This is a genomic window from Citrobacter sp. CtB7.12, from assembly GCF_001297795.1.
Taxonomy (GTDB): Bacteria; Pseudomonadota; Gammaproteobacteria; order Enterobacterales; family Enterobacteriaceae; genus Citrobacter_A; species Citrobacter_A amalonaticus.
Genome location: NZ_LIFT01000003.1, coordinates 186,658 through 213,228, shown reverse-complemented (window position 1 = coordinate 213,228; position 26,571 = coordinate 186,658). Strand labels below are relative to the sequence as shown.

Below are 26,571 nucleotides of genomic sequence, written 5' to 3'. Positions count from 1 at the left end.
AAATTGATGAATGACCTTATTGATGAAATCGACCGACGGATAGTAGCGTGTCTGGTAGAAGATGCGCGGATGTCATTAAAGGTATTGAGTGGTCGGGTAGGATTGACTTCACCGAGTACCGCTGAGCGTGTGAAACGCCTGGAAGAGCGCGGCGTCATTCAGGGATATGGCGCGCAGGTAAACCTGACTGCGCTGGGATATACCTTGCAGGCGCTGGTACGGGTTCGGCCTTTACCGGGCCTGCTTCATAAAGTGGATAAATATATTCAGGCGATGCCCGAATGTATTGAAAGCGACAAAGTGACCGGCGAGGATTGTTTCGTTATCCGGCTGGTGGTGCGCACCATCGATCAACTCGATACCTTGCTTGATGGACTTTCCGAGCATGCGCAGTGTAATACATCGATCGTGAAAAGCTCGCCGGTGAAGCGCAGATTGCCACCGATGTAGCGTTTTGCTGGGTGCCGTTCGAATCGAAAATTCCCCGCATGGGCAGAATACAGGGCAACGTCGATTGATTTGGCAAAGGGATAACAGGGAAGTGATGGTGGTGGGGGAAGGATTACTCGGCGCGTAGCGCCTCGCCCTTCGGGTCGTTGCCTGCGGCAACGCTTTCTCGCTACGCTCGAATCGAACCTTAATCGAAGCTTCTCATCCTTCCCCGCATGGGCAGAATACAGGGCAACATCAATTGATTTGGCAAAGGGATAACAGGGAAGTGATGGTGGTGGGGGAAGGATTCGAACCTTCGAAGTCGATGACGGCAGATTTACAGTCTGCTCCCTTTGGCCGCTCGGGAACCCCACCAGGGGTAAATATATTGTCAGAACTTACAGCGTGAATGGTGGTGGGGGAAGGATTCGAACCTTCGAAGTCGATGACGGCAGATTTACAGTCTGCTCCCTTTGGCCGCTCGGGAACCCCACCACGGGGTAATGCGTTTTACTGGCCTGCTTCCATTTCGGGAAGCGGGGCGCATCATATCAAATGATGCGCCCCTGTAAAGCATTCCGGCGAGAAAAATAAACTGGTTGCCTGATTTTTACCCGTAAAGGCGTAAAAGCTAACCAATTCATTTCTCAGTCGATTAAAGAATAATCGTCCGGTTGCCGTACACAAACACGCGCTGGGCAAGTACCTGATACAACGCGCGGCTCAGAACGTTCTTTTCGACGTCGCGCCCGGCGCGCATCATGTCTTCGGCCGTGTAGGTGTGATCCACATGGATGACGTCCTGCATGATGATCGGACCTTCGTCCAGATTGTCATTCACGTAGTGCGCCGTCGCGCCGATGATCTTCACCCCGCGCTCATAAGCCTGGTGGTAAGGGCGTGCGCCGATGAACGCTGGCAGGAACGAGTGGTGAATATTAATAATCTGGTTCGGGAAGCGCGCCACAAACTCCGGTGTCAGCACGCGCATATATTTCGCCAGCACCACGTAATCCGGTTGGTGCGCGTCAATCGCGTCCGCCATCTTCTGATCGTGCTCTTCACGGGTTAATCCTTCGTGACTGACCAGCTCGAAAGGAATTTCAAAACGCTCGACCAGCGAACGCAGCGTTTCGTGATTACCAATCACGGCGGCGATATCCACATCCAGACCGCCATAGTTGGCTTTCATTAACAGATCGCCCAGACAATGCGCTTCTTTGGTGACCAGAATCACCACGCGACGGCGCCCGGCAGGATTCAACTCGCGAATGGAGCCTTCCGGTAAGGCGCTATCCAGATCGGCCAGCAGCGTGGCGTCGTTAAAAATGCCTTCCAGTTCGGTGCGCATGAAAAAACGACCGGTGCGGTGGTCTACAAACTCATTGTTCTGCACGATATTCAGTTCATGTTTGTAGCAAATATTCGTAATACGCGCGATAAGCCCCTTCTGGTCAGGGCAGATGGTACGAAGCACTTTTCGTTGTAAAGAATGCATTGCAGCGGTAATCCTGTTGATGATGTTTGCTGAGTGAATACTGTCGGGCAATTGACTAGCCGCAGCATTTTTTAAATTTTTTACCTGAGCCACAAGGGCAGGGGTCGTTGCGTCCAAATTGCGGGCGTGTACCATCGATATAGTACCACTGACCGTTTTCTTTTAAAAAACGAGAACGTTCAATGATCGCCCCTGGTTTTTCGTGTTCGCGAAAACGGGCGACAAAACTGACGTAACCGGTGTTGTCCGCCTCAGACACGGTGTGTTCGAAAACGGTCAGCCCCAGCCATTCAGTTGTGGCAAATCCGGCACTGATCTCATCCCGGAAACGGGCCGCGTGACAGGCCGAATGCCAGGTCCTGATCAAATAATCTGCGTCTTTCATCACAAAAGCGCAGTAGCGCGAACGCATGAGGTGCAATGGATCGGGTGCGACTTGCTCGCCAGACAGATATCGGTGGCAACATAGGCTATACTCGACTGCGCTACCACAGGGACAAAGCTGAGACACAAAAAACTCCCTGATAAAAAAACGGCGTATAAAAAAGCCTGGGTAGCACTATGTTAACTGAGCGTTGGAGATGTTGCTACGCCCGTAAGCCAGGGGAAGTTTGTTGGTCAAATGAGAAAAATGAAAATAGGTCTGGCGCTGGGCTCAGGTGCTGCGCGAGGCTGGTCCCATATTGGTGTCATCAAAGCCCTCAAACACATGGGCATTGATGTTGATATCGTCGCTGGGTGCTCCATCGGTTCGCTGGTTGGTGCCGCCTACGCCTGTAACAAATTGCCCGCGCTTGAAGAGTGGGTCTGTTCATTCAGCTATTGGGATGTCCTGCGTCTGATGGATCTCTCCTGGCGTCGGGGCGGACTGTTGCGCGGCGAGCGCGTCTTTAATCAATATCGCAACGTCATGCCCGTGGCTGAAATTGAACAGTGCAGCCGTCGGTTTGCGACGGTGGCGACCAATCTCAGCACGGGGCGTGAATTATGGTTTACGGAGGGCGATCTCCATCTTGCCGTTCGCGCATCCTGTAGTATTCCCGGCCTGATGTCGCCCGTCGCTCACAATGGCTACTGGCTGGTGGACGGCGGCGTCGTTAATCCGGTTCCCATCTCACTGACCCGCGCGCTGGGCGCGGATATTGTGATTGCCGTCGATCTGCAACACGACGCGCATTTGATGCAACAGGATCTGTTGTCATTGAATGTCAGCGATGACAGCCCGGAGGGAGATAATGACGGACTTTCCTGGCATGCGCGCCTGAAAGAACGGCTGGGCAATATTACCGCCCGCCGTGTGGTGACAGCGCCAACCGCGATGGAAATCATGACCACCTCGATTCAGGTGCTGGAAAATCGTCTCAAGCGTAATCGCATGGCGGGCGACCCGCCGGATATCTTAATTCAACCGTTCTGTCCACAAATCTCCACCCTGGATTTTCATCGCGCCAGCTCTGCCATAGAAGCAGGGCGATTAGCGGTAGAGAAAAAGATGGACGAGCTTTTACCTCTGGTGCGTGCCGGCGTTTGACGCACCATTTTTAACTACACTTAAGCATATTCTGACAGGCGTGTGTGGCAATAGCATGCCACTATTGAGTAAAGCCAGTCAGGGGAGAGAACATGACGCAGCCATTGGTCGGAAAACAGATTCTAATCGTTGAGGACGAGCCGGTTTTCCGCTCGCTTCTGGATTCGTGGTTTTCCTCTTTGGGAGCGACAACAGCACTGGCGGCCGATGGCATAGAAGCACTGGACCGTTTAGCTGATTTCACACCCGATCTCATGATTTGCGATCTTGCAATGCCAAGAATGAACGGCCTCAGTCTGGTGGAGCATTTGCGTAATCGCGGTGACCAGACGCCGATTCTGGTGATCTCGGCGACAGAAAATATGGCGGATATTGCCAAAGCTTTACGTCTTGGCGTAGATGACGTCCTGCTGAAGCCGGTGAAAGACCTGACCCGGCTGCGGGAAACGGTGTTTGCCTGCCTGTATCCGAATATGTTTAATTCCCGGGTTGAAGAAGAAGAGCGCCTGTTTCGCGACTGGGATGCGATGGTGGATAATCCTGCCGCCGCGGCAAAATTACTTCAGGAACTTCAGCCTCCGGTGCAGCAGATTATTTCGCATTGCCGGGTCAATTACCGACAACTGGTTTCGGCGGATAAGCCTGGACTGGTGCTGGATATCGCGCCACTTTCGGATAACGATCTCGCATTTTATTGTCTGGACGTTACCCGGGCTGGCGACAACGGTGTGCTGGCGGCGTTACTCCTGCGGGCGTTATTTAATGGTCTGTTACAGGATCAACTTGCACATCAGAATCAGCGTCTGCCGGAACTGGGGGCATTATTGAAACAGGTCAACCATCTGCTTCGCCAGGCCAATTTACCCGGACAGTTTCCGCTATTAGTTGGCTATTATCACAGTGAGCTTAAAAATCTGATTCTGGTTTCTGCCGGACTCAATGCGACATTAAATACCGGATTGCATAATGTGCAGATCAGTAACGGCGTTCCACTGGGAACGTTGGGTAATACTTACCTTAACCAAATTAGCCAACGCTGCGACGCCTGGCAGTGTCAAATTTGGGGGGCAGGAGGTCGGCTACGTCTTATGTTGTCTGCGGAATGAACAATCGAGAGGGCGGATGCAAATTGACGTATCTGCCTTTCTCTGCGGGTGTTACTATCTGCGCCAGTCTTATACGTATTTATCTTAATTATACGAACACGCATCCTTTTCGGACCTGAGGCTTGTATCAGTCCTGATATACTCGATGCGATACAGATTGATGAACACGTTCAATACATGAACAGTCCAGGAGAATTTAAATGGCTGCCATTAACACGAAAGTCAAAAAAGCCGTTATCCCGGTAGCGGGATTAGGAACCAGGATGTTACCGGCGACGAAAGCGATCCCGAAAGAGATGTTGCCGCTGGTTGATAAGCCATTAATTCAGTATGTCGTAAACGAGTGTATTGCTGCGGGCATCACTGAAATTGTACTGGTGACGCACTCCTCGAAAAATTCGATCGAAAACCACTTCGATACCAGTTTCGAACTGGAAGCGATGCTGGAAAAACGCGTTAAGCGCCAGCTACTCGAAGAAGTTCAGTCTATTTGTCCGCCACACGTCACGATAATGCAGGTTCGTCAGGGGCTGGCAAAAGGCCTGGGCCATGCGGTATTGTGCGCCCATCCCGTGGTTGGTAATGAACCTGTCGCGGTTATTTTGCCTGACGTTATTCTTGATGAGTTTGAGTCCGATTTATCCCAGGATAATCTGGCTGAAATGATCCGTCGATTTGATGAAACCGGAAATAGCCAGATTATGGTTGAACCGGTCGCGGATGTGACCGCATACGGTGTGGTTGACTGTAAAGGCGTACCGCTGGCACCAGGTGAGAGCGTGCCAATGGTGGGCGTTGTGGAGAAACCGAAAGCCGATGTCGCCCCGTCAAACCTGGCGATTGTTGGCCGCTACGTGTTGAGCGCGGACATCTGGCCTCTGCTGGCGAAAACCCCTCCAGGCGCGGGTGACGAAATTCAGTTGACCGACGCGATTGACATGCTGATCGAAAAAGAGACTGTTGAAGCCTACCATATGAAAGGAAAGAGCCACGACTGCGGCAATAAATTAGGTTATATGCAGGCGTTTGTGGAATATGGCATTCGACATAATTCGCTTGGTAGCGAATTTAAGGCCTGGCTCGAAGAAGAGATGGGTATTAAAAAGTAACCAGACGTTATAATTAACGAACTGAGACGGCGCTGACATCCAGCGCCGTTTTTTTATACCAACGCTTGATGAGAAATCGTCAGATTGCAGGCATAAAAAATCCCGCAGAGCGCGGGATTTTAAGCAAGGAGATTACAGATTATTCCTTAATCAGGAAATCGTCCAGTTGTTTACCTTGCTCTTCCATTGCTTTCTTGATCACTGCCGGAGTACGACCCTGACCAGTCCAGGTTTTAGTTTCACCGTTTTCGTCAACGTAGCTATATTTAGCCGGACGCGCTGCACGTTTAGCTTTGGTACCGGATTTAACCGCCGCCATGCTATTCAGCAGTTCATTCGGATCAATACCGTCAGCAATCAGCATTTCACGATATTGTTGCAGTTTACGAGTGCGCTCTTCAACTTCAGCGGCTGCCGCGCTTTCTTCTTCACGACGTTCGTTAACAACAACTTCTAATTTTTCCAGCATTTCTTCCAGCGTCTCAAGGGTACATTCTCTTGCCTGCGCACGAAGAGTACGGATGTTGTTCAGAATTTTAAGTGCTTCGCTCATTGTAGTAATCTCAAACTTATATTGGGGGTGGTTTGTTGAGCTAATAATAGAGCGTTAAATTCAGATGTGCAATAGCCAGGAATGTAAGGAATTCAAAATTGCCCTTTATTTTTTGCCTGCAATAAATATCCGAACTTAAATTTTTCTTGAAGGAACGCACAAAAAAAGGCTTATTGGCTGAGCGGTTACTCCTTTTATCAGGCGAGAACATCCGGATTCAGGTCACATTTTCACATGATAAAATAGACATTCATTGTAGTGATTTCAACCTTTTGTATTAGTTTTGTTGATGGGCACAGTCTATTACTTCGCAACAGTTATGTAGAACAGTAACAATAAGTTCAGGGTTTCCATTAGGTCAGCGTTGATAAGCAGCGTTGATGAATATCAAACGCACATTTCGACAAGAATGGGAGCCGCCGCGCATTGTTTGTTCAATTGTTAATTCGTATTTTCCGTACATTCGGCCCTACAGATTTTTCTCGCGCCGGGAGGGGGAGGCGGAAGATATAGCCAACGAGAACAGAACCTGGCACCGATAACGATTGAAATTATGCTACACTGCGCCCCGTCTTTATTTCACTTTGGTGAGGGTCTGTGGCCGATGGCACAGCTATATTTCTACTATTCAGCAATGAATGCAGGTAAGTCGACAGCCTTACTGCAATCTTCATACAATTACCAGGAACGCGGGATGCGTACTGTCGTATATACCGCGGAAATAGACGATCGTTATGGTGCGGGGAAAGTGAGTTCGCGTATCGGGTTGTCTTCTCCCGCCAAATTGTTTAACCAGAATTCATCGTTGTATGAAGAGATTGCAGCCGATAATGCGCGTCAACCTATTCATTGCGTGCTGGTGGATGAATGTCAGTTTTTAACCCGGCAGCAGGTTTATGAATTATCGGAAGTTGTTGATCAACTGGATATTCCGGTGTTGTGCTACGGATTACGCACTGATTTTCGCGGTGAACTGTTTGTGGGTAGCCAATACCTGTTGGCGTGGTCAGATAAGCTGGTGGAATTAAAAACGATCTGCTTCTGCGGGCGTAAAGCAAGTATGGTGTTGCGTCTTGATCAGGCGGGCAGACCCTACAATGAAGGCGAGCAGGTAGTTATTGGCGGCAACGAGCGGTATGTCTCGGTCTGTCGTAAGCATTATAAGGAAGCGCTGGCGGAGGGCTCTCTGACGGCGATACAGGAACGCCATAGCCACGACTAATTTTACCTACTGATAAACGCTTAGCGACGCGCTGAACCGTTTACAGACCCGACCGTGGGGCAACAACAGAGACGGAGTTCGGAGACAAAAAAAGCGGCCTCATCAGAGGCCGCTTTTACGTTGTAACAGTTCAGCGAGAATTACGCAGATTTCTTTGCTTTTTTCTCTGCTTTCGGAGCAGCGGCAACTTCTTTCGCCGCTGGGGTGCCTTCAGAGAACTCACGACCGTAGAAGGTATCCAGCAGGATCTGTTTCAGTTCGGAGATCAGCGGGTAGCGCGGGTTAGCGCCGGTGCACTGGTCATCGAATGCATCTTCAGACAGCTTGTCAACGTGAGCCAGGAAGTCAGCTTCCTGAACGCCTGCTTCACGGATTGACTTCGGAATACCCAGTTCAGCTTTCAGGCTTTCCAGCCATGCCAGCAGTTTCTCAATCTTCGCAGCAGTACGGTCGCCCGGTGCGCTCAGACCCAGATGGTCTGCGATTTCAGCATAACGACGGCGTGCCTGCGGACGGTCATACTGGCTGAAGGCAGTCTGTTTGGTCGGGTTGTCGTTCGCGTTGTAGCGAATAACGTTGCTGATCAACAGGGCGTTCGCCAGACCATGCGGAATGTGGAACTGTGAGCCCAGTTTGTGCGCCATGGAGTGACACACGCCGAGGAAGGCGTTCGCAAACGCGATACCGGCGATAGTGGCTGCACTGTGAACACGTTCACGGGCGACCGGGTTTTTAGACCCTTCGTTGTAAGACGCCGGCAGGTTTTCTTTCAGCAGTTTCAGCGCTTGCAGTGCCTGACCATCAGAGAACTCAGAAGCCAGTACGGAAACGTAAGCTTCCAGGGCGTGAGTGACGGCATCCAGACCACCGAAGGCACACAGGGACTTAGGCATGTCCATGACCAGGTTAGCATCGACAATTGCCATATCCGGGGTCAGGGCGTAGTCAGCCAGCGGGTATTTCTGACCGGTCGCATCGTCAGTAACAACCGCAAACGGAGTTACTTCAGAACCGGTACCAGAAGTGGTGGTGACCGCAATCATTTTCGCTTTGACACCCATTTTCGGGAACTTGTAGATACGTTTACGGATGTCCATAAAGCGCAACGCCAGTTCTTCGAAGTGAGTTTCCGGATGTTCGTACATCACCCACATGATTTTCGCGGCGTCCATCGGGGAACCGCCACCCAGCGCAATGATCACGTCAGGTTTGAAGGAGTTTGCCAGCTCTGCACCTTTACGGACAACAGAGAGCGTCGGGTCCGCTTCCACTTCAAAGAACACTTCAGTTTCAACGCCAGCCGCTTTCAGCACAGAGGTGATCTGGTCTGCATAACCGTTGTTGAACAGGAAGCGGTCAGTCACGATGAGCGCACGTTTGTGGCCATCAGTAATCACTTCATCCAGCGCGATTGGCAGTGAGCCACGGCGGAAGTAGATAGATTTCGGAAGTTTGTGCCACAACATGTTTTCAGCTCGCTTAGCAACGGTTTTCTTGTTGATCAGGTGTTTCGGACCAACGTTTTCAGAGATGGAGTTACCACCCCAGGAACCACAACCCAGAGTCAGGGAAGGTGCGAGTTTGAAGTTATACAGGTCACCGATACCACCCTGAGATGCCGGGGTGTTGATCAGGATACGTGCGGTTTTCATCATCTGACCGAAGTAAGCCACGCGCTCCGGCTGGTTGTCCTGGTCGGTGTACAGGCAAGAGGTATGACCGATACCGCCCATCGCCACCAGTTTCTCCGCTTTAATGACCGCGTCTTCAAAATCTTTCGCACGGTACATCGCCAGCGTCGGGGACAGTTTTTCGTGAGCGAACGGTTCGCTCTCATCAACCACTTTCACTTCACCGATCAGGATCTTAGTGGTTTCTGGCACAGTGAAACCTGCCAGTTCAGCGATTTTGTACGCAGGCTGACCTACGATAGCGGCGTTCAGCGCGCCATTTTTCAGGATCACGTCCTGAACCGCTTTCAGTTCTTTGCCTTGCAGCATGTAGCCGCCGTGGCTGGCGAAACGTTCGCGAACGGCATCGTAAACGGAATCAACCACAACAACAGACTGTTCAGAAGCACAGATAACGCCGTTGTCGAAGGTTTTGGACATCAGTACAGAGGCGACTGCACGTTTGATATCAGCGGTTTCATCAATAACCACTGGCGTGTTACCTGCGCCCACACCGATAGCGGGTTTACCGGAGCTATATGCGGCTTTAACCATGCCCGGACCACCGGTCGCCAGAATCAGGTTGATATCCGGGTGGTGCATCAGTGCGTTAGACAGTTCAACGGAAGGTTGATCGATCCAGCCAATCAGATCTTTCGGCGCACCGGCAGCGATAGCAGCCTGCAGTACGATATCGGCCGCTTTGTTGGTAGCATCTTTTGCACGCGGATGCGGAGAAAAGATGATCGCGTTACGGGTTTTCAGGCTAATCAGAGACTTAAAGATTGCCGTAGAGGTTGGGTTAGTGGTTGGTACGATACCGCAGATGATACCAATTGGTTCAGCAATGGTGATGGTCCCGAAGGTGTCGTCTTCAGACAGCACGCCGCAGGTTTTTTCATCTTTGTAAGCGTTATAGATGTATTCAGAAGCAAAGTGGTTTTTAATCACTTTATCTTCGACGATACCCATACCGGATTCGGCAACGGCCATCTTCGCGAGAGGAATTCGAGCATCTGCAGCAGCCAGAGCGGCGGCGCGGAAGATTTTATCAACTTGTTCTTGAGTGAAACTGGCATATTCACGCTGGGCTTTTTTGACGCGCTCGACGAGTGCGTTAAGTTCAGCGACATTAGTAACAGCCATAATGCTCTCCTGATAATGTTAAACTTTTTTAGTAAATCATCTGCTCGATACGTGAGTATAGACAGCGGGCGTTAGTTTGTATAACAGCCAGAAAATCAATTGGTTACTTAACGTTCAGTTTGCTCTGATTTACTAAAAGAGCTTATGCGTCAGCGTCATCTAACTCTAACGCGTTACTTCCAGGTGGCGTAAGCAAGGTTACTCACTTCTGAGTAGCGATTACGTGATCTGGATCAAGATTTAGCAAAGCTGACACCTTTCAGCAGGCTGTTTTAGCCCTAAACACTAAGTGTTGTGTAATTGTAGTGGTGAATAGGTTTCAAATTATCATAATTAAAACATATTAGTAACACTCAGGAATGGTAGCAATTTTACGTTTGCCCTGGTGAAATGTGCTGTGAAAAGGCGTATCTTCAGCACGGTTTTTACCCGGTTATTTTAACTTACTTTATACGGCTAACGCTTCGGAGCTAACCGTGATCCAAACGCTGTTTGATTTTCCTGTTTATTTTAAATTTTTCATCGGGTTGTTCGCGTTAGTGAACCCGGTTGGGATTATTCCTGTCTTCATCAGTATGACCAGCTACCAGACAGCGGCGGCGCGCAACAAAACGAACCTCACTGCTAACCTGTCCGTTGCGATCATTCTGTGGACCTCGCTATTCCTCGGCGACGGCATTCTGCAACTGTTCGGTATCTCAATTGATTCGTTTCGTATCGCCGGCGGGATCCTTGTGGTCACCATTGCGATGTCGATGATTAGCGGCAAACTGGGTGAGGATAAGCAGAACAAGCAGGAAAAATCAGAAACGGCGATCCGTGAAAGTGTAGGTGTGGTTCCCCTGGCGCTGCCGCTGATGGCAGGCCCCGGCGCGATCAGTTCAACCATTGTGTGGGGAACGCGTTATCACAGTGTGATGTACCTGCTTGGCTTCTTTGTGGCGATTGCGCTTTTTGCCCTGTGCTGTTGGGGACTCTTCCGCATGGCACCGTGGTTGGTGCGTGTTCTGGGCCAAACGGGTATTAACGTGATTACCCGAATTATGGGGCTACTCTTAATGGCGCTGGGCATCGAGTTTATTGTCACCGGTATTAAGGCCATATTTCCAGGACTTTTAAGCTAATTCGCTTTCAGATGAAATATCCCACGGAGCTGTTCACGGCTCCGTCTTTTTTATCATCCCGTCTCGTCACCTTTCTTACTTTCAGTCCCGCCTACCGGGAATCACTGATGCCTCTGTCGGTATTAAGTCCCTTGATTTAACAGTCTTTTTAATCCCTTTGCGAGGCTCTGCATTGTTATTTTGCTCACATCACAATCCGGGGCTTGCTGAAGGATAATTGAGATGATATTAGTTAATTCAATGAACTCGCAGATGAATGTGCTAAAAAATAACCAATTGTTAAATTTTTGTATATTTATACGCCTTTTGCAGAGATCAAGGGTCTCAGACGAATGGGGTATCAATAATTGATTGATTGCTAAGCGATTGTTGTTATTTTGCTTGTTTCGGAACGTTCCGCCGGAACGCAATTTTTTCTCTAAAAGAGAATTGCTTAACAAATCTGTAAATTGTATTGGCGGTTAATAAATGCTTTTGTTACTTTCCGACAGTTCATATTGCAGCGGATTGCTTGTTGATGAGAATAAATATCAACTAAGCAGTCTGGCCACTATTCATGCGCCCCCTGACAGGGGAGGTGCATAACGAATCGACGTAAGGTGATCAAACGAATCGCCAGAATAAATAAAGTCGGTGATAGCAGGCAGTAAACGACCTGGCAGCTGAAAGTCTCCGAAGCTGATCAGAGATCCCTGACGGGATTAACAGGCTGGTGATAAAACCAGTAATTATAATGAGGGAGTACAAACACAATGACCAACACGAAGAAAAGTTTAGTGGCGGCAGGAATTTTAACTGCGCTCATCGCCGGAAATGTCGCGACAGCTGCCGTCGTCCCCGCAGGTGTGCAACTGGCGGAAAAGCAGACGCTGGTGCGAAATAATGGTTCGGAAGTTCAGTCTCTCGATCCGCATAAAATCGAAGGGGTGCCGGAATCCAATATCAGCCGCGATCTGTTTGAAGGCTTAATCATCAGTGACGTCGACGGTAAACCGTCTCCGGGCGTGGCTGAGAAATGGGAAAATAAAGATTTTAAAGTCTGGACATTCCATCTGCGCAAAGATGCAAAATGGTCCGATGGCTCACCGGTGACGGCCCACGATTTTGTTTACAGCTGGCAACGTCTGGCGAATCCGAATACCGCATCCCCGTACGCCAGTTATCTGCAGTATGGTCATATTGTCAATATTGATGACATCGTTGCCGGCAAGAAACCGCCAACCGATCTTGGCGTTAAAGCCATTGATGATAATACCTTTGAAGTGACCCTCAGCGAGCCTGTACCTTATTTCTACAAACTGCTGGTGCACTCATCCGTTTCCCCGGTTCCTAAAGCCGCCGTTGAAAAATACGGTGAGAAGTGGACTCAGCCAGCCAATATCATCACCAACGGTGCGTATAAGCTGAAAGACTGGGTGGTTAACGAGCATATCGTGCTCGAGCGCAATCCTAATTACTGGGACAACGCCAAAACGGTCATTAATCAGGTGACGTACCTGCCGATCGCATCAGAGGTGACAGACGTTAACCGTTACCGCAGTGGTGAAATCGACATGACCTATAACAACATGCCGATTGAACTGTTCCAGAAACTGAAAAAAGAGATCCCGAACGAAGTTCACGTTGACCCGTATCTGTGCACCTACTATTACGAAATCAATAACCAGAAAGCACCGTTTACGGATGTCCGCGTGCGTACCGCGCTTAAGCTGGCGCTGGACCGCGATATTATCGTTAATAAAGTGAAAAACCAGGGCGACCTGCCGGCATACAGCTTCACGCCTCCGTATACTGACGGCGCAAAACTGGCTGAACCAGAATGGTTTGGCTGGACGCAGGAAAAACGTAACGAAGAAGCGAAAAAATTACTGGCCGAAGCCGGATATACCGCTGATAAACCGTTGACCTTCAACCTGCTGTATAACACGTCCGATCTGCACAAGAAACTGGCTATCGCCGCGGCGTCCATCTGGAAGAAAAACTTAGGTGTGAACGTCAAGCTGGAAAACCAGGAATGGAAAACCTTCCTCGATACGCGTCATCAGGGCAACTATGATGTTTCTCGTGCGGCCTGGTGTGCGGATTACAACGAACCGACTTCCTTCCTGAACATGGTGTTGTCTGACAGCTCAAACAACACGACGCATTATAAGAGCCCGGCGTTTGACAAGATCCTTGCCGATGCGCTGAAAGCAACGAATGAAGAGCAGCGTACTGAGCTTTACGGCAAAGCCGAGCAGCAGCTTGATAAAGATTCTGCGATTGTGCCGGTGTTCTACTACGTCAACGCCCGTCTGGTGAAACCGTGGGTGGGTGGTTATACCGGTAAAGACCCGATGGATAATATCCACGTCAAAGATTTGTATATTATCAAGCATTAATGGCAAAGGGTGGGGCAGCAGACGTTGCCCCACAGTGTCTTTTTTCGTCGACTCTCAACACCTCTCATTAGCGGTTCTGCGTGAAGAGGTGTAAAGGCACACGCCAGAAGGTACGGGCAATGTTGAAATTTATTCTACGCCGCTGTCTGGAAGCAATTCCGACGCTGTTTATTCTTATTACCATTTCGTTCTTTATGATGCGTCTTGCGCCGGGAAGCCCCTTCACCGGCGAACGCGCGCTGCCGGCAGAAGTTCTGGCAAACATTGAAGCGAAATACCATCTTAACGACCCTATCATGACCCAGTATTTCAGCTATCTGAAGCAACTGGCGCACGGTGATTTCGGTCCTTCTTTTAAATACAAAGATTATACGGTTAACGACCTGGTCGCTTCGAGTTTTCCGGTATCGGCGAAACTGGGCCTTGCCGCCTTTTTTCTGGCCGTGATCCTCGGGGTGAGCGCTGGCGTAATTGCCGCGTTGAAGCAAAACACGCGATGGGACTATGCGGTCATGGGGGTGGCGATGACCGGGGTGGTCATACCGAGCTTTGTGGTCGCGCCTCTGCTGGTCATGATATTTGCGATCACCCTCAAATGGCTGCCGGGTGGCGGCTGGAATGGCGGGGCGCTGAAATTTATGATCCTGCCGATGGTGGCGTTATCACTGGCCTATATTGCCAGTATTGCGCGTATCACCCGTGGCTCAATGATTGAAGTGCTGCACTCAAACTTCATTCGCACCGCGCGAGCGAAAGGGCTGCCGATGCGCCGTATTATTTTCCGCCATGCGTTGAAACCGGCGTTACTCCCGGTGCTCTCCTATATGGGACCGGCATTTGTCGGGATTATCACAGGTTCAATGGTCATTGAGACAATCTATGGTTTGCCGGGGATTGGTCAGCTGTTTGTTAACGGCGCGCTGAACCGCGATTACTCGCTGGTTCTCAGTCTGACGATCCTCGTGGGGACATTGACCATTGTCTTTAATGCGATTGTTGACGTGCTCTATGCCGTCATCGACCCGAAAATTCGATACTGATACTGGAGCTCGCGATGATGTTAGGTAAGAAAAACAGCGAAGCGCTGGAGAATTTCAGTGAGAAGCTGGAGGTCGAGGGGCGCAGCCTGTGGCAGGATGCTCGCCGTCGTTTTATGCATAACCGCGCTGCGGTTGCCAGTCTGATCGTGTTGGTGATGATTGCGCTGTTCGTGACGCTGGCACCGATGCTGTCGCAGTTCACCTACTTCGATACCGACTGGGGCATGATGTCCAGCGCGCCGGATAGCGAGTCTGGTCACTATTTTGGTACCGACTCCTCTGGACGCGACCTGCTGGTGCGCGTGGCGATTGGCGGGCGGATCTCGCTGATGGTCGGCATCGCGGCCGCGCTCGTTGCGGTGGTCGTGGGGACGCTGTACGGCTCGCTTTCAGGCTATCTGGGCGGCAAAATCGACTCGGTGATGATGCGCCTGCTGGAAATCCTCAACTCCTTCCCGTTTATGTTCTTCGTTATCCTGCTGGTCACCTTCTTCGGGCAAAATATTCTGCTGATTTTTGTGGCGATCGGGATGGTTTCCTGGCTGGATATGGCGCGTATTGTGCGCGGGCAAACCCTGAGCCTGAAGCGGAAAGAATTTATTGAAGCCGCGCAGGTGGGCGGCGTGTCGACCGGTAACATCGTCCTGCGTCATATTGTGCCTAACGTGCTGGGCGTGGTGGTGGTGTACGCATCCTTACTGGTGCCAAGCATGATCCTGTTCGAATCGTTCCTCAGCTTCCTGGGGCTGGGGACACAGGAGCCGCTGAGCAGTTGGGGCGCGTTGCTGAGCGATGGCGCCAACTCGATGGAAGTGTCGCCGTGGCTACTGCTGTTCCCGGCCGCTTTTCTGGTGGTGACGTTGTTCTGTTTTAACTTTATTGGCGATGGCTTGCGTGATGCCCTCGACCCGAAAGACCGTTAAGGAGTGCAGCCATGAGCGTAATTGAAACTGCAGGCGTGCCGTTCGCGCAGCAAAGGGCTAACGCACTGCTGGACGTAAAAGATCTTCGTGTGACGTTCAGTACCCCGGACGGTGATGTCACCGCGGTGAATGATTTGAACTTTACGCTGCGCGCCGGAGAAACCCTCGGCATCGTCGGTGAGTCTGGTTCAGGTAAATCACAGACCGCGTTTGCGTTGATGGGGCTGCTGGCCGCGAATGGTCGGATAGGCGGTTCGGCGACGTTTAGCGGCCGCGAGATCCTCAATCTGCCGGAGCACGAACTGAATAAGCTGCGCGCCGAGCAAATCTCGATGATTTTTCAGGACCCGATGACCTCGCTGAATCCCTACATGCGTGTCGGGGAGCAACTGATGGAAGTGCTGATGCTGCATAAAAGCATGAGCAAAGCGGAGGCGTTTGAAGAGTCGGTCAGAATGCTGGATGCGGTCAAAATGCCGGAAGCGCGTAAGCGGATGAAAATGTTCCCGCATGAATTTTCCGGCGGTATGCGTCAGCGCGTGATGATCGCAATGGCGCTGCTGTGCCGGCCGAAGTTACTGATTGCCGACGAACCGACGACCGCCCTGGATGTTACCGTGCAGGCGCAAATCATGACGCTTCTCAATGAACTGAAGCGTGAATTCAACACCGCCATCATCATGATTACCCACGATCTTGGGGTGGTGGCCGGGATTTGCGATAAAGTGCTGGTGATGTATGCCGGTCGGACGATGGAATACGGTAATGCCCGCGATGTCTTTTATCAGCCCGTTCATCCTTATTCGATAGGTCTTCTCAATGCGGTGCCGCGTCTGGATGGCGAAGGTGACGAGATGCTGACGATTCCGGGGAACCCGCCCAACTTACTGCGTCTGCCGAAAGGCTGTCCGTTCCAGCCGCGCTGTCCGCATGCGATGGAGATTTGTAGCACCACTCCGCCGCTGGAGGAGTTCAGTCCAGGTCGCCTGCGCGCCTGCTTTAAACCGGTGGAGGATCTGGCATGAACGCTGTAGATGAAAAACGTAAAGTCCTCCTGGAAATCGCCGATCTGAAGGTGCATTTCGACATTAAAGATGGCAAGCAGTGGTTCTGGCAGCCCTCAAAAACGCTGAAGGCAGTCGATGGCGTGACGCTGCGGCTGTATGAAGGAGAGACGCTGGGGGTCGTTGGCGAATCCGGCTGCGGGAAGTCGACCTTTGCCCGGGCCATTATCGGGCTGGTAAAAGCGACCGATGGTCGGGTGGCATGGTTGGGTAAAGACCTGCTGGGGATGAACCCCGATGAATGGCGGGACGTTCGCAGTGATATTCAGATGATTTTCCAGGATCCGCTGGCATCGCTGAACCCTCGCATGACCATTGGTGAAATCATCGCTGAACCGCTGCGGACCTATCATCCGAAATTACCGCGTCAGGAAGTGCGCGATCGGGTGAAAGCGATGATGATGAAGGTGGGCTTACTGCCAAACCTGATTAACCGCTATCCGCATGAGTTTTCGGGCGGTCAGTGCCAGCGTATCGGGATTGCCCGGGCGTTGATTCTGGAGCCGAAGCTGATCATCTGCGATGAGCCGGTCTCCGCGTTGGACGTGTCAATTCAGGCGCAGGTCGTCAACCTCTTGCAGCAGCTTCAGCGGGAAATGGGGCTGTCGCTGATCTTCATCGCCCATGACCTGGCGGTCGTAAAACATATCTCTGATCGCGTGCTGGTGATGTATCTGGGTCATGCCGTGGAACTGGGGACCTATGACGAGGTCTATCACAACCCACTGCATCCCTACACTAAAGCGCTGATGTCGGCGGTACCGATTCCCGATCCCGATCTGGAAAAGAACAAGACGATTCAGCTACTGGAAGGGGAATTGCCGTCACCGATTAACCCGCCGTCAGGCTGTGTATTCCGTACCCGTTGTCCGATAGCCGGCCCGGAGTGTGCGAAAACGCGTCCGGTACTGGAAGGCAGTTTCCGGCATGCGGTTTCCTGCCTTAAAGTAGACCCGCTATAATCGCAAGGGCTGACAAACTGTCAGCCCTTCTTTTCGCAGAGGTTATCGTGTCGTTTTCCTTGTCATCGCTTCGCAGGCAGATTTATCACCGCTTGTTCGATCTGAACACCCGCTCAGGGCGACGGGGCGAGGGGTTATGTGCTCTGTTCGCGCTGTTGAGCGTGCTGGTTATTTTTATTGAATCGGGCCTTGGCACGCAATATCACCTGACGCTTGATGAGTGGCATATTTTTGTCTGGCTTGAACTCATCATCACGCTGGTCTTTACGCTGGAATATTTGCTGCGTTTAGTGAGCTGGCCGAATCCGGCGAAATATGTCTTCAGCTTCTGGGGCTTAATTGATTTAGCGACTATTCTGCCGTTGTATGTGATGTGGCTGTGGCCGGAAATCAGCCTCAATTACGTTTTTGCCTGGCGGGCTATGCGGGCCATTCGTATCCTGCGGATCCTTAAGCTGTTGCGTTTTATGCCTTCATTACGGGTATTCTGGCGGGCGATTATGAGTGCCCGGCATCAACTGATTCTGTTTTATTCGTTTATCGGCATTTTGATGATTATTTTCGGCACGCTGATGTATCTCATCGAAGGACCGGAATATGGATTCACCACGCTGAATGCGTCGGTCTACTGGGCGATTGTGACCGTCACGACGGTTGGGTATGGCGATATTTCGCCACATACGCCATTGGGGCGGATTGTGGCATCAGTCCTGATTTTGATTGGCTATTCAGTGATTGCCATTCCTACTGGGTTGATCACCACGCATATGAGCATGGCGTTTCAAAAGCGGAATCAACAGCGCCAATGCCCACAGTGCCAGCAGAGCCAGCATGAACATAGCGCGAAATTTTGTAACCACTGCGGCAGTAAATTGCCGGACTAAATAAAAAGAGCCGCGATTGCGGCTCTTGTCTTTGATTATTCGCGCCAGAGAATATGGCAGAGCTTGTGATTTTTTTCGCGACACAGCAACACGCGGGCAAAAATATCGTTGATCTCGCCGTCTTCACTGTCTGCCAGACCAATCACCACTTCGGCAAAGAAGTCCGGGTTCAGGTCATAATCCACGTGATCCTGCCAGTCTTCTGACGGGTCAAATAACTCCGCGCCGCCGCGCTCCTCAAACTGCAGGTTGAACAGAATAATGTCCGCCGGGTCGAGGTTATCGGCCGCCAGTTCGAGAAAAATATCGTAAGCCTGCTCAAGCGTTTCGTCTTCAGTCAGGCGATTGTTCAGATCCATATCCATAGTGACTACCTGTTTACCGTCTCTTGGGCACGTTTTACAGCAACGGACTGAAGAAGTAAAACAGTCGCTCGGTGATCCGCTGCCAGAGCGGGCGTTTTAGCCACAAATTCGCGTCCAGCAGGCGAGAACGGGAGATATAATCGTCCTGCACAGCCGCCAGATCGCCGCCGAATCCGACGTCATCAATCACCAGCGTGATCTCAAAATTCAGCCACAGACTGCGCATATCCAGATTCACGGTCCCGACCAGACTGAGTTCACCATCGACCAGTACGCTCTTGGTATGCAACAGACCGCCTTCGAACTGATAAATTTTCACCCCGGCCGCCAACAGCTCGGTAAAGAAGGCGCGGCTGGCCCAGCCAACCAGGAGTGAATCGTTCTTGCGTGGCAGAATAATACTGACGTCCACACCGCGCTGCGCCGCTGTACAGATGGCATGCAGCAAATCGTCGCTCGGCACGAAGTAGGGGGTGGTCATAATTAAATACTCACGCGCCGAGTAAGCCGCCGTCAGCAGCGCCTGGTGTATCAGATCTTCCGGAAAGCCTGGGCCGGAAGCGATGGTATGAATTGTGTGTCCGCTGGCCTCTTCGAACGGCATTATGTTGACGTCCGGCGGCGGAGGCAGAATGCGTTTGCCGGTTTCAATCTCCCAGTCGCAGGAATAGACGATGCCCATTGCGGTTGCCACCGGACCTTCCATTCGCGCCATCAGATCCACCCACTGACCGACGCCCGCATCCTGTTTGAAAAAGCGCGGATCCACCATATTCATGCTGCCGGTATAAGCAATATAGTTATCAATCATCACCATCTTGCGGTGCTGACGCAGGTCCATGCGGCGCAGGAACACACGGAACAGGTTAACCTTCAGCGCTTCGACCACTTCGATACCGGCGTTGCGCATCATCGCCGCCCAGGGGCTGCGGAAGAAAGCGACGCTACCGGCAGAGTCCAGCATGAGTCGGCAATGGATCCCGCGTCGTGCGGCAGCCATCAGGGATTCCGCCACCTGATCCGCCATACCGCCAGGTTGCCAGATATAGAACACCATTTCGATGTTATGTCGTGCCAACTGAATATCGCGGATCAGCGCCTGCATCACATCGTCAGAATCGGTGAGCAACTGGAGTTGGTTGCCTTTAACCCCCGCGATGCCCTGGCGACGCTCACAGAGTTTGAACAGCGAAGCGGCGACGCTGCTGTTCTCTTCGGCAAAGATATGTTTGCAGGCTTTAAGATCGTTCAGCCACTTTGCGGTGGATGGCCACATTGCGCGAGCGCGTTCTGCCCGACGCTTGCCCAGATGCAGTTCCCCGAAGGATAAATAAGCAATAATTCCGACCAACGGCAGAATATAAATGATCAGCAGCCAGGCCATCGCAGAAGGAACCGCGCGACGTTTCATTAAAATACGTAATGTTACACCGGCAATGAGCACCCAGTAGCCCAGAATGACCAGCCAACTCACCACCGTGTAGAAGGTTGTCATAGATTAAAAATCCTTTTGAAAGCGTATTGTTATGAGTTTACGCGTCATGATAAATCTGGCAAATAAAAACACGGCAAAAGCGCTAGCCTGCCTGTCTGTGGGGGGTATAATGCCCATTCTTGCACTGTAAGAGTAGGTATCATGAAGCGGAGTAGAACGGAAGTGGGACGCTGGCGGATGCTGCGTCAGGCCAGTCGCCGTAAAGCGCGTTGGCTTGAAGGACAGTCGCGTCGGAATATGCGGATCCACTCAATCAGAAAATGTGTCCTGAATCAGCAACGTAATTCGCTGCTGTTTGCGATCCATAGCCTCTGAGTGAACAGGGCACCGCATGCGGTGCCCAATGAACACGTCTTTCAGAACGTCTTCTTAAAGGGTTTCACTGAAACCTGCGCGTAAACCCCGGCGGCAACATACGGGTCAGCCTCGGCCCAGGATTGCGCCTCTTCCAGTGAGTCAAATTCAGCAATCACCGTGGAGCCGGTAAAACCTGCCGCACCGGGATCGTTACTATCTACCGCTGGCATGGGGCCTGCAGTCAGGAGACGTCCTTCGTCGTGAAGCAACTGTAGTCGTGCCAGATGCGCGGGGCGGACGGAAAGACGCTTTTCAAGTGAATTCGGGTTATCTTGCGCGTAGATGACATAAAGCACGGATAGGGCTCCTTGTTCGGTAAAAGTGCTAAATACGTTATTTGAAAGGCCTCTTTACTGCAACGCAAAGATGACAGCCTTGTTAAGGCCGTACAATTGTCAGGGAATTTTTAGGAGAAAAATGGCGCTTATGGCGATGGCTTATTGAATATGATTGCTATTTGCATTTAAAATTGGGGCCTGGTTTTTCAACTGAAACGATTATGACTTCAATGACCCTTGATTTACCTCGTCGCTTTCCCTGGCCGACGCTACTTTCTGTCGGCATTCATGGCGCTTTAGTGGCGGGACTCTTGTATACCTCGGTACATCAGGTTATTGAATTGCCTGCCCCTGCGCAGCCCATCTCCGTAACGATGGTTTCGCCAGCCGACCTGGAACCGCCGCAGGCTGTCCAGCCGCCGCCGGAACCGGTTGTCGAGCCTGAACCTGAGCCGGAACCGATTCCCGAACCGCCCAAAGAGGTGCCGGTTGTTATCGAGAAACCGAAGCCTAAACCTAAGCCCAAACCGAAACCGGTGAAAAAGGTACAGGAGCAGCCGAAGCGTGATGTCAAACCTGCCGAGCCGCGTCCGGCGTCGCCGTTTGAGAATACCGCGCCTTCGCGTCCGGCCACCAGCACTGCGCCGGCAACCAGCAAGCCGACAGTGAGCGTTCCGGCAGGTCCACGTGCGTTAACGCGTAACCAGCCGCAGTATCCTGCGCGCGCTCAGGCATTACGCATTGAGGGGCGGGTAAAAGTGAAGTTTGATGTTACGTCCGATGGCCGGGTGGACAACGTACAAATCGTGTCAGCGCAACCGGCTAACATGTTTGAACGTGAAGTGAAGAATGCGATGCGCAGATGGCGCTATGAAGCCGGTAAACCGGGTTCAGGGCTGGTCGTGAATATCGTCTTCCGTCTGAACGGCACCACGCAAATCGAATGATCATCTGGTGATAACGTAAAAGCCTCCGTAATGGAGGCTTTTTTGTATTTATTCTACCGGTAGCGGGCGGGGTTTACCGTCTGGATCTACCGCGACGTAGATAAACAGTGCCTCTGTCGCTTTGTAGCGCTGGCCAATTGGCTCTGACGCCACTTTCTTGACCCAGACTTCAATATTGATGCTGACGGAAGTGGTTCCGCGCTTCACACAACGGGCGTAGCAACATACCACATCGCCGACGGCAACCGGACGCAGAAAGCTCATTCCTTCCACACGGACGGTCACCACGCGACCATGGGCAATCTCTTTGGCCTGAATAGCACCGCCAATATCCATCTGCGACATCAGCCAGCCGCCAAAAATATCACCGTTGGCATTGGTATCGGCAGGCATAGCCAGTGTGCGTAAAACCAGTTCGCCCTGCGGGGCGTGAGTTGTTGTTGTCATTGTAAAACCGACTGTAGAAAAAAATTTCAGGCGCGATGCTACTATGATTTTAGCATGGAGAACAGAGGGGAAACGCCCGCGAGACGGGCGTTTGGGTGATTAGAATGACATCGTTACGCCCGCATAGTAAGCGCGTCCGGGTTCGTTGTAGGTTGAGGCGCCATCGTTTTCACGATAGATCCGCTTGTCGAAGAGGTTACTGATCCCGGCATTCAGGCGCAGGTTTTTCGTCATCTGGTAATTAGCGCCAAGTCCGACAACCGCGTAGGCACCCATCTCCTTATCCGACATGGCACCCGTTTCGTTGCGCGTTTCAGCATACTCGCGCGGTTTTTGTCGACCGTACTGCGTCCACTGTAGCTGCGTGGAAAGCTTGTCGTTCACCTGCCAGTCGAGCAGGGTATTAATGGTGTATTTCGGGATCACGGAGAGCGGGTTACCGGTGTCCTTGTTCTCTGATTTGATCATATACGTCGCGTTTGTGCGCCAGCTTAACGTTTCCGGCACCAGCGGGATCACCACGTTACCTTCCAGACCTTCGACAATCGCTTTGCCACCATTTTCCCATTGCAGGATGTTATTTCCGTTGGAGGCGTAACCGATAATATCGGTCCCGGCGACGATTTTATTCTTATAGTCATTACGGAACCAGGTGATTCCCGCATCCCACCCAGCGTAATTAAATTCCAGGCCGATCTCTTTGTTAATACTGATTTCCGGGTCCAGATCCGGATTACCCAGCAGATAACAACTGCCGGTGGCGATAGTATTCGGACACCCGTTGCCGCGCGTGGAGAGCAAATATCCCTCGCTGGACTGATACAGGTTTGGCGCTTTAAAGACGCGCGCAATCCCGGCTTTCAGCTTAAACAGATCGCCCAGTTCCTGCGACATATTCAGACTGGGGCTCCAGTTGCTGCCAAATTCGTCGTGATAGTCAAAACGGATCCCCGGAATAATATCCGTGCCAGGCCGCGCTTCGATATTATCTTCCAGATAGATACCGGTGAGCGTGGCGCTATTTTGGGTGCTGCGACTGGAGGCGTCACCGGAGACATTGCCAATCTGCACGCCGGATGCGCTGGTGGCCTGCATAGACGCCGGATCGTTGAGTTCGTCACGGTTCCACTCCGCACCCAGCGTCAGGGTTTGATCAACCAGCCAGAAGACAGGGATGTTGAGTTCTCCGGAAGAACGATAAGATTCCAGGCGGCTGGTGGCGTATTCGGTGTTATTGATCATCCCTTCCACTTTACCGGTCGAGCCTTCCTGCATCCGGGTATTGTTGGTTTTTTCGTAGTAGACGCCGAATGTAGACTGTCCCCAGTCCCAGATGCCGTTATGCGTCAGCCCCCACGACTGACGATACATCCGGTTGGTTTCATCGCCGTAAAGGGTACTGACCAGCCCGTCAGGACTGACGTTGGCGTTGCTATACTGGGTATCCCCGGCATAGATATTGCCCTGACGACTGTAGCTGTAGTCAAAATCGACAATTTGCTGTGGCGTCAGTTTCCAGGAGAGCAGGGCGTTGATGTCTTTATTGCGCACCCCTTCGTGCCCTGCGGCATAGGATCCATTTTGCCGGGTATTGATATCCGCCGCATCGGCGTCAGTTTTGTTGATGTTGCCATACAAACGCATGGTGAGAACATCGTCAATGAGCGGGCCGCTCAGATTGACGTTCGCTCGCCTGGTGGCACCTTCTTTGCTGTTCTCGGGCTGGTTGGTATAAAGAGACAGCGAGCCATGCCAGTCGTTCGTTGGCCGTTTAGTGATGATATTTACGACGCCACCCGCCGCGCCGGAACCGTAACGTGCCGCTGCCGGGCCGCGCAGCACCTCAATACGCTCGACCATCTCTGCCGGTACCCAGTTTGTGTCACCACGGGTATCACGCTCCCCGCGCCAGCTATAGCGCACCGAGTTTCGCGAGGTGACCGGTACGCCGTCAATCAGGATCAGCGTGTTTTCCGGACCCATGCCGCGAATATCAATCTGACGGTTATTTCCCCGACTGCCGCTGGCGCTGTTGCCCGTCAGGTTCACACCGGGCATGGTGCGAATAATATCGGAGAGGTCGTTGACCGGTGGGGATTTTTCAATGTCTTTGGCGGTGATAATAGAAACACCGGGTTGTTGCTTGAGAGCTTCTTCGGCGGTGGCCTGGACGACCATCGTTTCACCGTCGTTCAGAACGTCGTCTGCGGCGAATGCATTTCCGCTTAATGCTGTGGCAATCAAAAGCGCCAGAGGGCGTGGAGAAATTTTAGTTATCGTATTCATCAACTGACATCCCAATTGTAAAAATTCGATACGGAATATCAATGATAATTATTCTCATTTCAATGTTGTGAAGGCAATCTCCATAATATCTTCACCATTCAGGCAATTTAGGGCGAGTACGGCAGGGATTGTGCAGAAAGCAAAACCAGGCCCATGGGCCTGGTTGGATGAGCATTTACGATTTGTCTTCTTGCGGGAGATGGCGATAGATATAAACACCACTCAACAGGGTAAAGATCAGCGTCAAGGCGGTGAGGCCGAATACCTTAAAGTTCACCCAGATATTTTGCGGTAGCCAGAAGGCGATGTAGATATTGGCAAGCCCACACAGAATAAAGAAGATGGCCCACGCGAGGTTGAGCTTAGACCAGACCGGCTGTGGTAGCGTCAGTTCTTTACCCAGCATGCGCTGGATCAGCGGCTTTTTCATGATCCACTGGCTTACCAGAAGCGCACCGGCAAACAGGCCGTAAATCACCGTCACCTTCCATTTAATAAATTCATCGTTATGGAAGAAGAGGGTTAGTCCGCCGAACACGGCCACCAGAACAAAGGTGATCAGCGCCATTTTTTCAACTTTGCGATAGCGAACCCAGCTGTAGATGAGCACGATAGCCGTTGCGACAATGAGCGCCGAGGTGGCCGCATAGATGTCGTACACTTTGTAAAAAACAAAGAAGACAACCAGCGGTAAAAAATCAAGAAACTGCTTCATTCTTCGATTCCGTAATCAAACGCGTCGGGCATTACTGCCGGCGACGCAGACAGGGTTATTGGCGAATCAACATATACAGACGGAACAGGTAGATGAGCAATATGGCGGAGATCAGATTGCTCAACGTATTCGCGATAACGGCGCCAACGTTAGGGTCAAGCGCAGCAAAGCTGGAGGCAAACAGCAACAGTAGCGTTTTTGCCAGCAGCCAGCCCATCACAGCCGGGGCGACCAGTCGCATATTAGACCACGCCAGACGCATACTGTTGCGCATTGCGGCGAATACACCCATTTTATCCTGAACCAGCATAATCGGCGCAAGCGCCAGCAGGATTGCCAACAGGATGCCTGGTACCACGACCAGCATAATCCCGAGCTGTACCAGCAGGGTCGTCAGTAAAATCAGGATGAACAGACGCGGCAGGATCGGCGCACTGGCACCGATCGCGCGCAGGGCGCTGACGCGATGACCGGCTGAAATTAACTGAATCATCAGCAGAACGCCACCGGCCAGGACGGCATTACCAATCAGTCCTGAAAAGGTAGACGCTGCCGAGGCGCGCAACAGGATCTGCTGCTGCTCCGGCGTCATGTTTTGCACCAGTTCGAACAAGCCTACACTTCCTTCAAGATGATCCCCTTCACTCAGTTGCGCAATCTGCGCATCGCTGGGTGAGAAGGCATGCCCTAATACCACCGTGATGAACGCACACAGCAGCGAGATCAGCAGGATGGTTAAAAATTGATTACGGAAAAAATTCCCGGTGTCACGGTATACAGATTTCGCCGTGATAGACATGCACTCTCCTTGAGTTCTGCAGGTGTTGTTAAGCATGCAATTGTACCCTGGATAACTGCGCAGTGGCAGCATCAAGGGGTGTATGGAAAAGCATATCTTTGTAAAGCCAGAGTAATTTGCTCAACAAATCTACGGGGAGTCAGTTTTAACAAACGCAAAAAACGCAAGAAATGTATTCATCATGGAAATATTAAAAATTGATCTGATTCCAATAATTGTATTTTCAATACCACTTCT

The 26,571-nt window shown here is 51.5% G+C and carries 25 protein-coding genes, 2 tRNA genes, 1 other RNA gene and 1 pseudogene; 14 read left to right on the top strand and 15 right to left on the bottom strand.

Annotation, left to right across the window (positions count from 1 at the left end):
- The first annotated feature begins 6 nt into the window (after positions 1-6).
- Positions 7-450 (top strand): Lrp/AsnC family transcriptional regulator, encoded by a 444-nt coding sequence (locus tag AOY24_RS04990; protein ID WP_044257703.1) that lies wholly within the window; start codon positions 7-9, stop codon positions 448-450.
- Between the two features lie 95 nt (positions 451-545).
- Here the strand turns inward: AOY24_RS04990 and AOY24_RS23520 are convergent.
- The 5 genes from AOY24_RS23520 to AOY24_RS04970 form a co-directional block, all read right to left on the bottom strand.
- Positions 546-676, bottom strand: a non-coding RNA gene (locus AOY24_RS23520) — RtT sRNA.
- 46 nt (positions 677-722) lie between these two features.
- Positions 723-807: transfer RNA gene (locus AOY24_RS04985), tRNA-Tyr, on the bottom strand.
- Between the two features lie 35 nt (positions 808-842).
- Positions 843-927, bottom strand: a tRNA-Tyr gene (locus tag AOY24_RS04980).
- Between the two features lie 160 nt (positions 928-1,087).
- Positions 1,088-1,930 (bottom strand): formyltetrahydrofolate deformylase, encoded by an 843-nt coding sequence (gene purU, locus AOY24_RS04975; protein ID WP_043000499.1) that lies wholly within the window; start codon positions 1,928-1,930, stop codon positions 1,088-1,090.
- Between the two features lie 55 nt (positions 1,931-1,985).
- On the bottom strand, positions 1,986-2,441 hold the full coding sequence (locus tag AOY24_RS04970) for a YchJ family protein (RefSeq protein ID WP_072185372.1): 456 nt from the start codon (positions 2,439-2,441) through the stop codon (positions 1,986-1,988).
- Positions 2,442-2,552: 111 nt separating this feature from the next.
- Between AOY24_RS04970 and rssA the strand changes: the two genes are divergently transcribed.
- The 3 genes from rssA (at position 2,553) to galU (ending at position 5,676) form a co-directional block, all read left to right on the top strand.
- Complete coding sequence (rssA, locus tag AOY24_RS04965; protein ID WP_043000501.1) at positions 2,553-3,461, top strand: patatin-like phospholipase RssA; 909 nt, start codon at positions 2,553-2,555, stop codon at positions 3,459-3,461.
- A gap of 92 nt (positions 3,462-3,553) precedes the next feature.
- Entirely contained in the window at positions 3,554-4,567 is a 1,014-nt protein-coding gene (rssB, locus tag AOY24_RS04960) for a two-component system response regulator RssB (protein ID WP_043000502.1), read from the top strand.
- Between the two features lie 200 nt (positions 4,568-4,767).
- Positions 4,768-5,676: a UTP--glucose-1-phosphate uridylyltransferase GalU gene (gene galU / locus AOY24_RS04955; protein ID WP_043000503.1), complete on the top strand. Its 909-nt coding sequence runs from the start codon at positions 4,768-4,770 to the stop codon at positions 5,674-5,676.
- Between the two features lie 139 nt (positions 5,677-5,815).
- Here the strand turns inward: galU and hns are convergent, their stop codons facing one another.
- Entirely contained in the window at positions 5,816-6,229 is a 414-nt protein-coding gene (gene hns / locus AOY24_RS04950) for a histone-like nucleoid-structuring protein H-NS (RefSeq protein WP_042318627.1), read from the bottom strand.
- 604 nt (positions 6,230-6,833) lie between these two features.
- On the opposite strand from hns, the gene tdk reads away from it, so the two are divergent.
- Complete coding sequence (gene tdk / locus AOY24_RS04945; RefSeq protein ID WP_054176250.1) at positions 6,834-7,451, top strand: thymidine kinase; 618 nt, start codon at positions 6,834-6,836, stop codon at positions 7,449-7,451.
- Between the two features lie 140 nt (positions 7,452-7,591).
- Here the strand turns inward: tdk and adhE are convergent, their stop codons facing one another.
- Positions 7,592-10,267: a bifunctional acetaldehyde-CoA/alcohol dehydrogenase gene (gene adhE, locus AOY24_RS04940; RefSeq protein ID WP_043000504.1), complete on the bottom strand. Its 2,676-nt coding sequence runs from the start codon at positions 10,265-10,267 to the stop codon at positions 7,592-7,594.
- 476 nt (positions 10,268-10,743) lie between these two features.
- Here adhE and ychE point away from each other — a divergent pair, with 476 nt between their 5' ends.
- The 7 genes from ychE to AOY24_RS04905 all read left to right on the top strand — a co-directional run bounded on the left by ychE (position 10,744) and on the right by AOY24_RS04905 (position 18,645).
- The gene (gene ychE / locus AOY24_RS04935; protein ID WP_043000505.1) at positions 10,744-11,391 is read left to right on the top strand and encodes an NAAT family transporter YchE; all 648 of its coding nucleotides are present in this window, start codon (positions 10,744-10,746) and stop codon (positions 11,389-11,391) included.
- A gap of 752 nt (positions 11,392-12,143) precedes the next feature.
- Entirely contained in the window at positions 12,144-13,772 is a 1,629-nt protein-coding gene (gene oppA, locus AOY24_RS04930; protein WP_043000506.1) for an oligopeptide ABC transporter substrate-binding protein OppA, read from the top strand.
- Positions 13,773-13,891: 119 nt separating this feature from the next.
- Positions 13,892-14,812 (top strand): oligopeptide ABC transporter permease OppB, encoded by a 921-nt coding sequence (gene oppB, locus AOY24_RS04925; protein ID WP_043000507.1) that lies wholly within the window; start codon positions 13,892-13,894, stop codon positions 14,810-14,812.
- 14 nt (positions 14,813-14,826) lie between these two features.
- Positions 14,827-15,735, top strand: a complete 909-nt coding sequence (gene oppC, locus AOY24_RS04920) for an oligopeptide ABC transporter permease OppC (RefSeq protein WP_044267192.1) — start codon at positions 14,827-14,829, stop codon at positions 15,733-15,735.
- Between the two features lie 11 nt (positions 15,736-15,746).
- On the top strand, positions 15,747-16,760 hold the full coding sequence (gene oppD, locus AOY24_RS04915) for a murein tripeptide/oligopeptide ABC transporter ATP-binding protein OppD (RefSeq protein ID WP_043000509.1): 1,014 nt from the start codon (positions 15,747-15,749) through the stop codon (positions 16,758-16,760).
- Entirely contained in the window at positions 16,757-17,761 is a 1,005-nt protein-coding gene (oppF, locus tag AOY24_RS04910) for a murein tripeptide/oligopeptide ABC transporter ATP-binding protein OppF (RefSeq protein WP_043000510.1), read from the top strand. Before oppD ends, oppF begins: the two co-directional genes overlap by 4 nt.
- Before the next feature lie 47 nt (positions 17,762-17,808).
- A complete protein-coding gene (locus AOY24_RS04905; RefSeq protein ID WP_043000511.1) occupies positions 17,809-18,645 on the top strand; it encodes an ion transporter in 837 nt (278 codons plus the stop codon).
- A gap of 35 nt (positions 18,646-18,680) precedes the next feature.
- On the opposite strand, the gene AOY24_RS04900 is transcribed toward AOY24_RS04905, so the two are convergent.
- Entirely contained in the window at positions 18,681-19,010 is a 330-nt protein-coding gene (locus AOY24_RS04900) for an HI1450 family dsDNA-mimic protein (protein WP_043000512.1), read from the bottom strand.
- A gap of 34 nt (positions 19,011-19,044) precedes the next feature.
- Complete coding sequence (cls, locus tag AOY24_RS04895; protein WP_043000513.1) at positions 19,045-20,505, bottom strand: cardiolipin synthase; 1,461 nt, start codon at positions 20,503-20,505, stop codon at positions 19,045-19,047.
- A gap of 141 nt (positions 20,506-20,646) precedes the next feature.
- Here cls and AOY24_RS24760 point away from each other — a divergent pair, with 141 nt between their 5' ends.
- Complete coding sequence (locus AOY24_RS24760; RefSeq protein ID WP_086512586.1) at positions 20,647-20,820, top strand: YciY family protein; 174 nt, start codon at positions 20,647-20,649, stop codon at positions 20,818-20,820.
- Between the two features lie 41 nt (positions 20,821-20,861).
- Here AOY24_RS24760 and AOY24_RS04890 read toward each other — a convergent pair whose 3' ends face one another.
- Complete coding sequence (locus AOY24_RS04890; RefSeq protein ID WP_043000514.1) at positions 20,862-21,158, bottom strand: YciI family protein; 297 nt, start codon at positions 21,156-21,158, stop codon at positions 20,862-20,864.
- A gap of 212 nt (positions 21,159-21,370) precedes the next feature.
- Here AOY24_RS04890 and tonB point away from each other — a divergent pair, with 212 nt between their 5' ends.
- Positions 21,371-22,087 carry a TonB system transport protein TonB gene (tonB, locus tag AOY24_RS04885; protein WP_054176350.1) on the top strand — a complete coding sequence of 239 codons (717 nt, stop codon included), beginning with the start codon at positions 21,371-21,373 and terminating at the stop codon, positions 22,085-22,087.
- A 48-nt stretch (positions 22,088-22,135) separates the two neighbouring features.
- Here tonB and yciA read toward each other — a convergent pair whose 3' ends face one another.
- The 5 genes and pseudogenes from yciA to AOY24_RS24755 all read right to left on the bottom strand — a co-directional run.
- Complete coding sequence (yciA, locus tag AOY24_RS04880) at positions 22,136-22,534, bottom strand: acyl-CoA thioester hydrolase YciA (RefSeq protein ID WP_043000515.1); 399 nt, start codon at positions 22,532-22,534, stop codon at positions 22,136-22,138.
- A gap of 99 nt (positions 22,535-22,633) precedes the next feature.
- On the bottom strand, positions 22,634-24,820 hold the full coding sequence (locus AOY24_RS04875) for a TonB-dependent siderophore receptor (RefSeq protein WP_054176249.1): 2,187 nt from the start codon (positions 24,818-24,820) through the stop codon (positions 22,634-22,636).
- Positions 24,821-24,995: 175 nt separating this feature from the next.
- Entirely contained in the window at positions 24,996-25,535 is a 540-nt protein-coding gene (locus tag AOY24_RS04870; RefSeq protein ID WP_043000517.1) for a septation protein A, read from the bottom strand.
- A gap of 55 nt (positions 25,536-25,590) precedes the next feature.
- Complete coding sequence (locus AOY24_RS04865) at positions 25,591-26,334, bottom strand: YciC family protein (protein WP_044257714.1); 744 nt, start codon at positions 26,332-26,334, stop codon at positions 25,591-25,593.
- Between the two features lie 28 nt (positions 26,335-26,362).
- Positions 26,363-26,440 (bottom strand): annotated as a pseudogene (locus AOY24_RS24755) (YkgJ family cysteine cluster protein); the annotation flags it as partial.
- Between the last annotated feature and the right edge of the window lie 131 nt (positions 26,441-26,571).